The 13867-nt window shown below is 35.7% G+C and carries 11 protein-coding genes; all 11 read right to left on the reverse strand.

Annotated features, from left to right (window positions below):
* The 11 genes from ACFOWA_RS02050 to ACFOWA_RS02100 all read right to left on the reverse strand — a co-directional run bounded on the left by ACFOWA_RS02050 (window position 1) and on the right by ACFOWA_RS02100 (window position 13865).
* On the reverse strand, window positions 1-1143 hold the full coding sequence (locus ACFOWA_RS02050) for a LegC family aminotransferase (protein WP_378981273.1): 1143 nt from the start codon (window positions 1141-1143) through the stop codon (window positions 1-3).
* Window positions 1144-1145: 2 nt separating this feature from the next.
* Window positions 1146-2333, reverse strand: a complete 1188-nt coding sequence (locus ACFOWA_RS02055) for a UDP-N-acetylglucosamine 4,6-dehydratase (protein WP_378981275.1) — start codon at window positions 2331-2333, stop codon at window positions 1146-1148.
* Window positions 2333-3415, reverse strand: a complete 1083-nt coding sequence (locus ACFOWA_RS02060; RefSeq protein WP_378981277.1) for a lipopolysaccharide biosynthesis protein — start codon at window positions 3413-3415, stop codon at window positions 2333-2335. The genes ACFOWA_RS02055 and ACFOWA_RS02060 overlap by 1 nt, the downstream gene beginning before the upstream one ends.
* Window positions 3416-3467: 52 nt before the next feature.
* Window positions 3468-6053, reverse strand: a complete 2586-nt coding sequence (locus tag ACFOWA_RS02065; RefSeq protein WP_378981279.1) for an SLBB domain-containing protein — start codon at window positions 6051-6053, stop codon at window positions 3468-3470.
* A 34-nt stretch (window positions 6054-6087) separates the two neighbouring features.
* Entirely contained in the window at window positions 6088-7224 is a 1137-nt protein-coding gene (gene gmd / locus ACFOWA_RS02070; RefSeq protein WP_378981281.1) for a GDP-mannose 4,6-dehydratase, read from the reverse strand.
* 745 nt (window positions 7225-7969) lie between these two features.
* A complete protein-coding gene (locus ACFOWA_RS02075; protein ID WP_378981283.1) occupies window positions 7970-9247 on the reverse strand; it encodes a nucleotide sugar dehydrogenase in 1278 nt (425 codons plus the stop codon).
* A 450-nt stretch (window positions 9248-9697) separates the two neighbouring features.
* Window positions 9698-10558, reverse strand: a complete 861-nt coding sequence (gene rfbA, locus ACFOWA_RS02080) for a glucose-1-phosphate thymidylyltransferase RfbA (protein WP_378981285.1) — start codon at window positions 10556-10558, stop codon at window positions 9698-9700.
* A 72-nt stretch (window positions 10559-10630) separates the two neighbouring features.
* Window positions 10631-11491 carry a dTDP-4-dehydrorhamnose reductase gene (gene rfbD, locus ACFOWA_RS02085; protein ID WP_378981287.1) on the reverse strand — a complete coding sequence of 287 codons (861 nt, stop codon included), beginning with the start codon at window positions 11489-11491 and terminating at the stop codon, window positions 10631-10633.
* A 1-nt stretch (window position 11492) separates the two neighbouring features.
* A complete protein-coding gene (rfbC, locus tag ACFOWA_RS02090) occupies window positions 11493-12035 on the reverse strand; it encodes a dTDP-4-dehydrorhamnose 3,5-epimerase (RefSeq protein WP_378981289.1) in 543 nt (180 codons plus the stop codon).
* Window positions 12035-13087 carry a dTDP-glucose 4,6-dehydratase gene (gene rfbB / locus ACFOWA_RS02095; RefSeq protein WP_378981291.1) on the reverse strand — a complete coding sequence of 351 codons (1053 nt, stop codon included), beginning with the start codon at window positions 13085-13087 and terminating at the stop codon, window positions 12035-12037. The genes rfbC and rfbB overlap by 1 nt, the downstream gene beginning before the upstream one ends.
* 214 nt (window positions 13088-13301) lie before the next feature.
* Window positions 13302-13865, reverse strand: a complete 564-nt coding sequence (locus ACFOWA_RS02100) for a DUF3109 family protein (RefSeq protein ID WP_378981407.1) — start codon at window positions 13863-13865, stop codon at window positions 13302-13304.
* Window positions 13866-13867: the final 2 nt, after the last annotated feature.

Below are 13867 nucleotides of genomic sequence, written 5' to 3' on the forward strand. Positions count from 1 at the left end.
TTATCTAACACTACTAGGTATATTTACAATTCGTTCTTCCAAATACTCCGCATTCAATTGCTGGTCTCTCTGACAATTTGAATACATCGGCAAACGAAACATCAACTGCCAGATAGGCCGAGTCATAACGCCGTTTGCATTTGTTGTTTGAAGAAATAGGTCACGCTCAGATTTGTTTTCCAATTCCACACACATCAACCAGTAATTTGCTTTGGTTTCCGGCATTTCAGTCCTGAATTTTAACCCATTACTCGCAAAAAAGGATTGATACTCGTTTGCTAATTTTCTTTTATTTTCTAAAAACCCATTCAGTTGTTCCAATTGGGCACAAGCCAGAGCTGCATTTAAATTAGGCATTCTAAAATTATACCCCATTTCATCATGCACATATTCATAAGGATGTGGGATTTTGGCAGTAGTGGTCAAATATTTTCCTTTCTCCCCAATAAATATATCATTAGTTACTATCGCGCCCCCACCTCCGCAGGTTACTATTTTATTCCCGTTAAATGAAAAAACTCCTACCTTTCCTAAACTTCCTGTTGGCTGTCCTTTGTACTCACTACCTAATGATTCTGCAGCATCTTCGACCACTGGAATTTTCCAAAAAGTACAAACTGCAACTAATTCATCTAAATGAACAGGGAATCCAAATGTATGCATTGGTATACATGCACTTATTCTCTTACCAGTCTTTTTATTATAGCAGCCGTCTTCGCGTAAATCTCCAAATTCTTCTAAAAACTGTGTTACTGCTCTGGGCGATAACCCCATCGTATCTAAATCAACATCTAAAAAAACAGGTATTGCATTTAGGTAAGCTATGGCATTTGCAGTAGCAACAAAAGTCAGGGCTTGCGTCAAAACTTCATCCCCAGCTTTTACCCCCACTAAACGTAAAGCCACTTGAATCCCAGCAGTACCATTAACAACAGCTACTGCCTTATTAGTCTGAGTAATGTTTTGCATCATTCCCTCAAATTGATCTACATAAGCCCCAACAGAGGATACAAACGTAGAATCAATAGTTTCTAGCAAATATTTTTTTTCGTTGCCTCCAAAATGAGGAGCGTGCAGCGGAATAAAATTTTCTGTTTTATACTGAGTCTTTATATAAGATATAACCGTATTGAAATCTGCCATAATTACATTTTTGCATCTAAGTATTTACCTGTTTCTTTGTGTCCAAAATCAGGTATCATTTTGTGAAACAAAGCTACAATCTCATCCTTAGACCATTTTCTGTCCTGCTTCATCTTATTAATTTGATCAGTAAAAAACTGCAGATTACTTTCATTATAATTAGGCTCATTTTTAATAATGCCTAAATTTTCAAACCTTTCTAAATCCAGCATTTCATGCTCTGTAAAAAATTCTTCAAAATCCTTTTCACCCGTAGTATCACTTGCAGTAAATAAACATGGCCATTTTCCTTCTTCAGGTAAGCTACTCATTAACTCTCTTGCCTGTTCTTCATTTTTGCATTCGAATGACTCGTAACCACATTCTTTTAAATATTCTGCAGCAATAGCGGCAAAAGTTATAAGGTGTAAGTTCTCACTTAATTTAGGGAAAAAGATATCTCTATTTTCACCAAAAATACACGACATCAAGCATAACTCGCCAGATTCTTTAGGAATGACAAAATATCTTTTAATGTCGTTTGGGGCTACAATAGGTTGTCTTTTTTGTATTCTTTGATTAAAACCATGCAACAGCGAACCATCAGAAAAAGCTACATTTGCAAACCGAGCAGTCGAGATAGCTATTTCTTTGCTTTTACGCATCAAAAACATTTCCATTATGCGTTTTGAAGCGCCCATCATATTAACTGGATTAGCTGCTTTATCGGTAGATACACAGAAATATTTCTTAACTCCTTTTGCTATAGATTGATTAAGTGTTTTTTCTGTGTTAAAAATATTCACATCAATCATTCTCATGAGCGTAAAAGGATCTTTTTCGCTTCTAACATGTTTTAAAGCAGATAAGTTCAATACGTAGTCATAAAGCCCATCTGATTCGATGAACGCATCGTATTCGATAGAACCGATATCTAGAGCAAATGTTTGAAAATCTCCGTCAATATACCCATAAGAACTTCTGATGTCACGTACTAGCTCAACCATGTTGTTTTCACTTATATCAACAACATGAAGTTTAAGCGGATTACGCTTAAAAATCTCTTTAGTTACGGCTTGCCCAATCGATCCAGCTCCGCCAATCACCAAAAATTTTGAGTGACTAACAACTACTCTTAAGTACTTTTCATTTTGACTAATATCGTTTTGGAATAGTTCTTTATCCCTTCCTATTAAACTTAAAATATTCATTATGCTTTAGATAAAGTCGATTTTAATATCTTTCGAAGAATCAGAAATAAGCAAATAAAAAAACCGCTCAATAAACCGCCCACAACTATTCCTTTTGCTTTGCTAACTTTATCCTTATCCAATGGAAGAACAGGTTGATCTATTATTTGAATTAGCGGTTGTTCCTTCCTTAGAGAAATTTTCGATAATTCTAAGTTCTTAACTAATTCACCTAAGATAACTTTATTTGTTTCTGCAGAGAACTGAGCTTGTTGTACGGGAGCAACTCGTTGAATCTGTCTTGTAGGATTTAAATTAGGTGTCTGATCTGAAACTACAACAGCCCTATAAATAGAACCATTCATTACATTTCTAACAGAATCAACCTTTTGCTGCAAAATTGCAACATTCTCTAACGATTTTTTAGTTTTAGTTTGAACGTAGAAGTCGTTTACATTTTTTACAATTTGCTCATTAAATGTTTTAGAAAAAGCTTCATCTATTGATTTAACTTCTGCTTTTATTATACTTAATTTTTTATTTGGTTTTGTAACGCTTAAAGAGTTCTTGTCAATATCAGCCACTATAGTTCCCAAAATACTATCCTGAATCCTAGTTTTATGCCCGATTTCAAAATTAATTTGATTAGCAATTCCCTTATCTCCCCAAATTTGCTTAAGCTTATTAAACTTTATGTATCTATCTATTAAAAGGGTTGGTTTTCCATCTATCTCGACTTTAGAAAGTAATGCTTTTTGAATCATATTTCTTGATTTATACAGTTCAAGTATATTATCACCTTGAAAAATACCACCTCCGCTTCCTCCCATATCTAATCCAGCCATGGATGCAAGTCCTGATAAAGAACCTATGCCTCCAACTGACTTTTCTTCCTCTAAGACAAACGTAGTTGTGGCAATAAACAGCGGTTTTTTAGAACTTGCCAATAAAAAACCTAGTGCTCCACCAATTATTCCAAAAATTAAAATTATAATCCATTTGGATAGTAAAAAACTAACCCATTCCTTAAAAATTAAAAGTAGTTCTTTTAATGAAAGCTCACCATCATTTTCTTGATGTATTATCTTACCTTCTGTTGGCATTGCATGTTTTTTAAAAATTTTAATCTAATTAATGATTCTGATAGAAAAATTTCTACCTCAACAAACTAACAATTATTGCCCCTAGTGATGCCAATCCAGTTCCTATACCAATCCACGCAGCTGCTGTTATTCTTTCTCTTTCAGCTCGCTTCGGCACCAATATTTCTGCCCCTGGTTTAATCTTTGGAAAATTATTAAAAATTAAGAAACTTCTTGCACCTTCAACAGAACCATTGGCATACTTAACATATGCCCTTCCTTTTAAAGCACTGGCGGTAAAGCCACCTGCTCCGTTTACATATGCTTTGAAACTCTTGCCTGTTCTAAAAACAATATTATTTGGATTCAGCACCTCACCACTCACACGAACGGTTTGCAATTGTTTAGGCACTTTAATCACGTCACCATCTTCTAGTAACAAGTCATATCTCTTTCCTGGTTCCTGTAAAATTCTTGTTAAATCTATCCCAACCATATCTGATGCAATAATTTGGGGTTGTCTTCTATAAGATGTAGTATCTACTCCGGCCTGTGTAACCCTTTGCAAATTCATTATCCTGGCTTGCTCCTCTTGCTTGCGCTCATTCGATTTAGAATCACTTAACATATCCTCTATAGAATAAGAGTTTCCATATTTTGCTCGTTTAATTAACAATTCCTTTTGCAAAGAATCTTTTTGGCTTTGAAATAAGGTAGTATCTCTTCCTGGTCGTTTTAGTGAAGCACCATCCGTGTATGCCAATGCCGTTAAACCTCCGGCCCTTTTAACTAAATCCGAAATTCTTTCATTCTTATTTTTAATGGTATAAGTTCCCGGATATAAAACCTCCCCTTCAATTTTAACTTGCTTTTGCACTACGTAACCTTCTTCGCTTCTTACCGAAACGATGTCGAATGGTTGAAGTTTGAAAGTTGTATCAGAAACGATTTTAAGATTACGATCAATATTGATGGTAAATACATCAGCTGTACTTGCGGCTACAGATTGTACATTACTATTTCTTACCCTTCTCGAAATTTCAACCCGATTTGGTGTAGCGCCCTCTTTAAAACCACCAGCCCTCTGTATCGCATCTTCCAAACTCATATTTTCTGCATAAGCAAATTGATTGGGTTCTCTAACCTCACCCTGTACGGTAATTTTATATTCTTCTCTTAAATCAAAAATAGAAGAAATGGTAATTTTATCTTCTCTTTTTAAAGGAATATCTGCCTGGCTACCGTTCATAATTGCGGAAACATCAAATGATTCTAAACCAAGCGTATTATCAGGATTTAATCTACTAATGTATCCACGATTCATAAAGGCATCTTCTTTTAATCCATCTGCTTTCAGAATCAGCTGCTTTAAAGTCATGCCCTTTTCCAATTCAAAATAGCCTGGTCTGAACACCGCTCCATTAATTTCAACCCTGTTTTCGAAGCGATCTAAAATGGGCTCTATAAAAAATTTATCGCCATTTTTAGGGATGTAGGTGTTAAAATCAGCAGCGAAAATATCACTGATTTTTCTTTCCCTATCCGTATTCTGGAAAACTTTAACTGCCGATTGATAGGCGATATTAGAGAATCCACCGGCAAAGTTCAAGACATTTTGAAAGGTTTCTCCTTTTAGGGTTTCAAAAATTGCTGGGTTTTTAACTTCGCCCACAACCTCTACCCTGTTCTCATAAACCGGAACATTAATAACATCCTGATCCTGCAAACGAACATTTCCTTTTTGCATCCCGTTAATAATAAGGTCATAAAAATCGACGGTAGCAACTACACGATTATTACGAACCACCTGTATTTTACGATAAGAACCATTATCATTTGGTCCGCCAGCAGCGTAAAGCGCATTAAATACACTTGATAAAGAGGATAAGGTATATGTGCCAGGCTTAGTTACCTGCCCATTTAAAATAACTTTAATTCCACGAATATTTCCTAAGTTAATAGCAAGATTAGTTCTTCCATTACGTAAGCCTGGGTACGTTGCACCCATTAAATTTTTGATTTTAGAACGAGCAGCTTCTATGCTTAATCCACCTACTTTAACCATGCCAACATACTCGATTCGAATGGAGCCATCGGGACTAACTTTTAAATCATAGTTTGCTTCATTATCACCAGTAATATCAATCAATAGTTGATCATCTGGTCCAATAATATAACCAGCAGGTGTGGCCATTCTTAAATTAGGCTCGAAAGTGATATTAGAATTTCTAAACAATTCAGACCCAAAAATTTTAGGTTTTAAATCATCAAAAGCTTTATCAATTAGTTCTTGCTTGGTTGGTTGAACAGTACTAATACTATCTGTTGAACCTACATATTGCCTTTCCGTTCTATTTTGAGATGCTCCCCCGGTTGTTGGTTTATTTCCAGTCGTGGAAGAGCCGCCTTTCCGTATAGTTTCAACTCTCTTGCGCAACTTCAAAATTTCATCTTGCTTCATCCCTTGCGCAGCAGCCATTTGCTCCAATTGAGCATCACTATACCCTAAAGATTCGGCTCTTTGCATGAGCGTTTTAATTTGTGCATCCGAAAGTTCATCTACTTTCTGATTGGCATAATTACTCTGCGCATATACGCCCGAATGAATTAAGACAAAAAAGAGTAATAGGGAGGTTAGAAGAAATAATTTTTGTTTCATAGATATATTATTGTGAAGCAATCAAGCCTCACTTTTATTCAAAATAGTTTAAAGTTTTAAAGCCGCTTTGTTTTAGATATTCGTCTTTCTTCATTAAGTTGAGGTCGGAGATTATCATTTCTTTAACTAAGCCACGCAAATCATATTTAGGCTGCCAACCCAGTTGCGTTTTCGATTTTGTTGGGTCACCCAATAACAAATCTACTTCTGTTGGGCGGAAATACCTTGGATCGACTCTTACAATCGTTTGACCAGGTTTTAATTTATCCAGATTCAAACCCAATGCACTCGCGGTGTCTTCATCTACGTTAATAATAACACCCTTTTCATTTTCATCTCTTCCAGAGAATTCAACCTCAATACCCATCTCAGCAAAACTCATTCTAACAAAATCCCGAACGGTAGTAGTAACGCCTGTTGCAATAACGTAATCTTCGGCTTTTTCTTGTTGAAGAATCAACCACATGGCTTCGATATAATCTTTAGCATGACCCCAATCGCGTTGAGCGGATAAATTACCAAGGTAAAGGCAACTTTGAAGACCTAATGCAATTTTAGTTGCTGCTCTGGTAATTTTTCGGGTAACAAAGGTTTCGCCTCGAAGTGGGCTTTCGTGATTAAAAAGAATACCGTTACAGGCAAACATACCATAAGCTTCGCGATAGTTTACCGTAATCCAATAACCATAGATTTTCGCAACCGCATAAGGAGAACGTGGATAAAATGGAGTAGTTTCACTTTGTGGAATAGCCTGAACCAAGCCATATAACTCAGATGTTGAAGCTTGGTATATTTTTGTTTTTTCAGTAAGCCCTAAAATACGAACAGCTTCCAGTAATCTTAATGTGCCTATACCATCAGCATTTGCGGTGTATTCAGGCATTTCGAAACTAACCTGTACATGGCTCATTGCTGCCAGATTATAAATCTCATCAGGCTGGGTTTCCTGAATAATACGTATGAGATTGGTAGAGTCAGTTAAATCACCATAATGCAATTTAAAATGAACATTATTTTCATGTTGATCTTGGTATAAATGGTCGATGCGGTCTGTATTCAGAAGAGAACTTCTTCTTTTTATACCATGCACAAAATATCCTTTTTTCAATAGAAATTCAGATAAATACGCACCGTCTTGACCTGTTACACCGGTGATAAGAGCAACCTTCATAAATTATTCATAGATTCGAGCTTGCAAACATACATATAAATTTTTGCGTAGGGAAAATCTGAAATGTGAAAGGTGAAAATATTTTTATTAATGTAGAATGTAAAGTATTAATATTCAAAGTGAAAGTTAATAGTTGATTAATCTATATTAAAACGCCTGTTACACTGGTCGTAATCATTTAATAAGAACGATCGTCATTGCGAAACTGGAATTGAGCGAGCTGAAGCAATCTCTCTTGCCTAACTATATTGCTTCGTGCCTTGACGATAAAGGTTTTTAAACCAATGTTTTATAAAACTATTTAACTCAAGGATATAAACTCATTTGTAATATTTAACTATAAATCCAAATTCGATTATTAAAATGCCTGTTACGCTGAACGTAATCATTTAATAAGAACGGTCGTCATTGCGAAGCTGGAATTGAGCGAGCTGAAGCAATCTCTCTTGCCTAACTAGATTTCTTCATGCCTTGACGCTAAAGGTACTTAAACCAATGTTTTATAAAACTATTTAACTCAAGGATATAAACTCATTTGTCCAAATTCGATTATTAAAATGCCTGTTACACCTATCGTACGGTCGTCATTGCGAAGCTGGAATTGAGCGAGCTGAAGCAATCTCTCTTGCCTAACTAGATTGCTTCGTGCCTTGATGATAAAGGTGTTTAAACCAATGTTTTCTAAAACTATTTAACTCAAGGATATAAATTTCAAAGCCTTTTTCTTTAGGCAGCGAATCCACTCTTACAGCCTAGCATCAACCAATGCTCTTGGAATGAAAGATTTCGTATCAAAAATGATTGTGCCTTCGTTTCTATAAATAGCATAATCCATCTCCAAAAATAAATCATGAGCTACGGCCAATATGATTGCGTCGTATTTAGGAGATAATTCTTGAACAAGCTCAATATCGTATTCAGCCTTTACTTCTGCGGTATTTGCCCACGGGTCATAAATATCCACTGCTATAGAAAAAGATTTGAGCTCTTTGTAGATATCAACTACACGGGTATTCCGTACGTCAGGGCAATTTTCTTTAAAAGCGAAACCCAAAATTAATACCCTTGCATTTTTGATGGCTTTATCTTTCGCTACCATCATTTTAATCACTTTATTGGCTACAAACATACCCATATTGTCGTTTACCCTTCTCCCCGATAAAATCACCTCGGGCTTGTAACCCAATGCTTCTGATTTATGGGCCAGATAATATGGATCTACACCAATGCAATGACCGCCAACCAAACCTGGTTTATAATTCAAGAAATTCCATTTTGTAGCAGCTGCAGCAAGAACATCTGATGTATCTATACCCATTTTATCAAAAATCAAGGCAAGTTCATTTACAAAGGAAATATTAACATCACGTTGCGCATTTTCTATGGCTTTGGATGCTTCAGCTACTCTTATAGTCGGAGCCAAATGAGTACCAGCGGTTATGATGCTGGCATATAATTCGTTGATATGATTGGCAATTTCGGGTGTAGAACCTGATGTAACCTTTTTGATTTTTGTAAGTGTGTTGATTTTATCACCAGGATTGATGCGTTCGGGAGAATAACCACAGAAAAAATCCTGATTATACGTTAACCCAGAAATTTTTTCAAGTACCGGAACACAATCTTCTTCTGTACATCCTGGATAAACTGTTGATTCGTAAATTACAATATCACCCTTTTTCAGAACTATACCGAGCATCTTCGATGCGGTAAGCAAAGGTTCTAAATCCGGTCGTTTTAAATGGTCGATTGGTGTCGGAACAGTTACAATATAGGTATTGCATAAGCTTATGTCTGCAAGATTAGAGCTAAACTTTAAACCACACTTCTCTGAAAATTTTAAAACCGCTTTTAGGTCTTCTAAATTAGCCTCTTTAGTTCCGTCAGAACCACTCTGTAGTTCCTTGATACGATTTTCATTGGTATCAAAACCGATAACGAAATATTTTTTAGCAAATTCAATTGCCAATGGCAAACCCACATAACCTAATCCAATAATTGCAATTTTCGGTATTCTATCCATTTGTATTCTAAAAGAAGCAAAGATATACCTTTAAATAAAGAATGGTTACCCTAAATTTGAATCACGTAAAACATTAAGATTATTTTAAAGTATTGACTAGTCAACCTTATTTCTGAATCCCTTAATGGTTGAATAAAACCTTTGGTAATCAAATTTAAAAAAAATTAAGGCATTAAGATGCGATTTTTAGGCTTTGAGCACCTAACCTAAATTCTTATTGCCTTAATGGTTAAATTAAACGTTGGATAATTAATATTCATTTGAAATCATAAGGTACAAGTCAATCTGCTTATTGCCTTAATGTTTAAATAAAACCTTGGGTAATCAAGTTTAAAAACATTAAGGCATTAAGATACTTTTTATTTGCTAATGTCCTAATGGTAATCTATTAGCTATTACATTTTAAATAATCAGTACTTCAACTATAGCATCAGGATAATATGACAACTCTTATTTTATCTGTTTCAACAAATAACTTCCGTAACCACTTTTTACCAAAGGTGTAGCGATTGCTTTTAATTGTTCTGCGTTAATGAAACCCATACGGTAAGCAATCTCTTCAATACAACCAATTTTTAATCCCTGGCGCTCTTCAATAATTTGCACAAACTGACCAGCCTGCATCAATGAAGTAAATGTACCAGTATCTAACCATGCGGTTCCGCGACTTAACACACCAACTTTTAACGTTCCTCTTTCTAAATAAACCTTATTAATATCGGTAATTTCATACTCCCCGCGTGGAGATGGTTTTATATTTTTAGCAATTTCAACAACTTCGTTATCATAAAAATATAAACCTGGTACAGCATAGTCTGATTTTGGCTGTTCAGGCTTTTCTTCAATTGAAATCGCATTTTTGTTGGCATCAAATTCTACTACACCATAACGTTCTGGGTCTGAAACCTGGTAGGCGAAAACAACACCACCTTCTGGGTCGCTACTAGCTTGTAGTAACTTTGCCATCCCATCACCATGAAAGATATTATCACCCAAAACTAAAGCAACCTTGTCTTTTCCAATAAACTCTTCGCCAATTACGAACGCCTGAGCTAACCCATTTGGTTCGGCCTGTACCGCATAACTAAATTTACAACCCAACGAAGTTCCATCACCCAATAACTTCTCGAAATTTGGTAAATCATGTGGAGTAGAAATAATTAAAATTTCTTTAATCCCAGCTAACATTAAGGTAGAAAGCGGGTAATAAATCATTGGTTTATCGTAAACCGGCATCATCTGCTTACTACAAGCTAATGTTAATGGATGTAAACGGGTTCCGCTGCCACCAGCTAAAATTATACCTTTCATTAGATTTCAGATTTTAGATTTTGGAAGCCAGATGGAAGTCCATCAATCCCATTATCTATATGTTTTATTAGATTATTTATTGTTAATTTTTGAAATACATTCTACCAAACTCGTTCTCCAATATGGAATATTTAGATTGAATTCATTTTTAATTTTTGATTTATCCATTACAGAAAATGCTGGCCTTTGAGCTTTTGTTGGATAAGCAGAACCCGGAATTGGATTTACCTTTACCACTGTTTCACTAATATCAAATATAGCTTTAGCGAAATCAAACCATGATGTCACCCCTTCATTACTATAATGATAAACACCATAACTTTTTTTGCCTGATGCAATAATATCAAAAATAGCATTTGCCAAATCAATCGCATAAGTAGGCGTACCTACCTGATCTGCAATGATGCCCAGTTCATCACGCTCAGCGCCAAGCTTCAACATGGTTTTAACAAAATTATTAGCATACTCAGAGTATAACCAACTGGTACGTAAAATAAAATGTTCATCTAAAACAGATGCTACCGCTTGTTCGCCACCCAACTTTGTAACGCCATAAACATTAATTGGCTTTGCCACATCATCTTCCTTCAGCAATTTCACTTCATTACCTTCAAAAACAAAATCAGTAGAAACATGAACCAATACAGCTTGATTAGCTTTACAAGCTGAAGCAAGATAGCCTGCTCCTGTTTCATTCACAGCCTTTGATAATTCTACCTCATCTTCAGCTTTATCTACGGCTGTATAAGCAGCACAATTTATTACGTAAGATGGTTTTTCCCTTTCTAACAACGCATTCAGCAAATCTGTTTCTAAAATATTTCCCTCATTTTCTGATGGAAAAACGATATCCTGTATACCCCTTCGCTCTGCCACAGTTTTAAGGCATTGCCCCAACTGACCGCCGGCTCCTATTATTAAAATTTTGCTCATATTATTTAAGCGAAGCGAATGAGTTTAATATTAAATCTTTATCTGATATTGCCGCCTTTGAAGCGGGTATCATCCAGTCGACAGCTAAATCAGCATCATTATACATGACACCAACCTCGGCCGATTTCTCATAGAAGTTATCACATTTGTAGAAAAATTCTGCAGTTTCACTTAAAACAGAAAATCCATGCAAAAAACCTCTTGGAACATACAATTGCAATCTATTTTCTGCACTTAACTTTACAGAAATGTGTTTACCATACGTTGGAGAACCAGGACGGATATCAACCGCAACATCCAATACTTCACCTTTTAATACACGCACCAATTTAGCCTGGGCAAATTCTCCAGATTGAGCATGTAAACCTCTAATTACGCCATAAGTTGAAAAGGATTGATTATCCTGAACAAAATTACCATTCGAACCAGTTTTCTCTTCGAAAGTTTTTTTATTAAAGCTTTCGAAAAAATATCCTCTCGGATCTTCAAAAACTCTTGGTTTAATAATAACGCAATCTTTTAAGCCTGTTTCCTGAATTTCCATTATTTATTGTTGTATTGTTGATTGTAATAGGACTGATAATTGCCTGAAGTAACATTATTCAACCAGTCTTCGTTTTGAAGATACCAATCTACTGTTTTAGCCAAACCTTCTTCAAATTGTAAACTAGGTACCCAATCCAATTGATTTTGCAACTTGCTCGAATCAATTGCATAACGCAAATCATGTCCGGCTCTATCTGTTACATAAGTAATTAGTTTCGCCGATGCTCCATTCTCGCGACCTAACTTCTGATCCATGATGTTACAAAGAAGATTAATCAAATCGATATTTTTCCACTCATTATGTCCACCAATATTATAGGTATCGCCGGTTTTAGAATTGTGAAAGATTACATCAATCGCACGGGCATGATCTTCAACCCATAACCAATCGCGAACATTTTCACCTTTTCCATAAACCGGAACAGGTTTATTATTTTTTATGTTGTTAATAGCAAGCGGAATCAATTTTTCCGGGAAGTGATGCGAACCATAGTTGTTTGAGCAATTTGAAATTACACAATCCATTCCGTACGTATCATGATAAGCCCGAACAAAGTGATCAGAGCTGGCCTTTGAAGCAGAATACGGACTATGTGGATCATAAGCTGTAGTTTCTGTAAACATACCTTCTTCACCTAAAGCTCCATAAACTTCATCTGTACTTACATGGTAGAAACGTTTTTTATCATAATCACCCTTCCAAAATTCACGGGCAGCATTTAATAAATTTACCGTACCAATTACGTTTGTAATTACAAATGCTGTTGGATCGGAAATAGACCTATCAACATGGCTTTCGGCAGCAAGATGAATTACTGCATCAAAGTTTTCTGCTTTGAACAATTCAAACATTGCGGTAGCATCTGTAATATCCTCCTTAACAAATCTGTAATTTGGTTTATTTTCGATATCCGTTAAATTTGCAAGGTTGCCTGCATAAGTTAACTTATCAAGATTTACAATTTCGTATTGAGGATAGTTTGTTACAAAACGGCGCACTACATGAGAGCCAATGAAGCCGGCACCACCGGTGATTAGAATTTTTTTCACTTTATTAGATTTATAATCAAAGATAAATGATTTTCAATCCGCTAAAATAAGATTGTTATTACATATAAACAATTTAAGTATATGCTTATTAATCTTTTAAATTTTGAAGCGGATTAGATAACCTATTTCCTATGGATAGATGAAGCGTAGATCAAGCGCAGATGAAGCGCAGATGCGTCGCTGTTAAGGGCTTGTTGAATATTTTAGATTAGAGCTACATTGCAGCTACAGATTCTTCCAGTTCTTTATACCAGGCCTCACCATATTTTCGAATAAGCGGACCTTTTAAAAAGCTGTAAACAGGTACTTTTAATTCCCGCCCAAATGTGCATGCATCATGGCAGATGTGCCACCTATCATAATTTAGTACTTCAAATTCTGGATATTTGGTAATTCTAATTGGATATAAGTGACATGAAATTGGCTTTTGCCAATCGACGATGCCTTGCTCATAAGCCTTTTCTATAGCACACTTCGTAATACCTCCTTCAAAAAGTACATAGGCACATTCTTTATTTCTATCTACGCAAGGTGTGGTCAAATCGCCATCTTCATCAACAACATAAACACCTTGCTCTTCAATTGCCTTAATGCCTTTTTCATTCAGAAGGTGCTTGATTTTTGGGTAAATCTCTTCCAGAATTGCCTTTTCATCGTTATCTAAAGGTGCACCCGAATCGCCTTCAACACAACAGATTCCTTTGCACTTACTTAAATTACATACAAAGTTTTCTTTTAAAACATCTTCGTGCACCAGCACCTGTTCCACTTCTATCATCA

The sequence above is a fragment of the Pedobacter lithocola genome (genome assembly GCF_042650845.1).
Lineage (GTDB): Bacteria > Bacteroidota > Bacteroidia > Sphingobacteriales > Sphingobacteriaceae > Pedobacter > Pedobacter lithocola.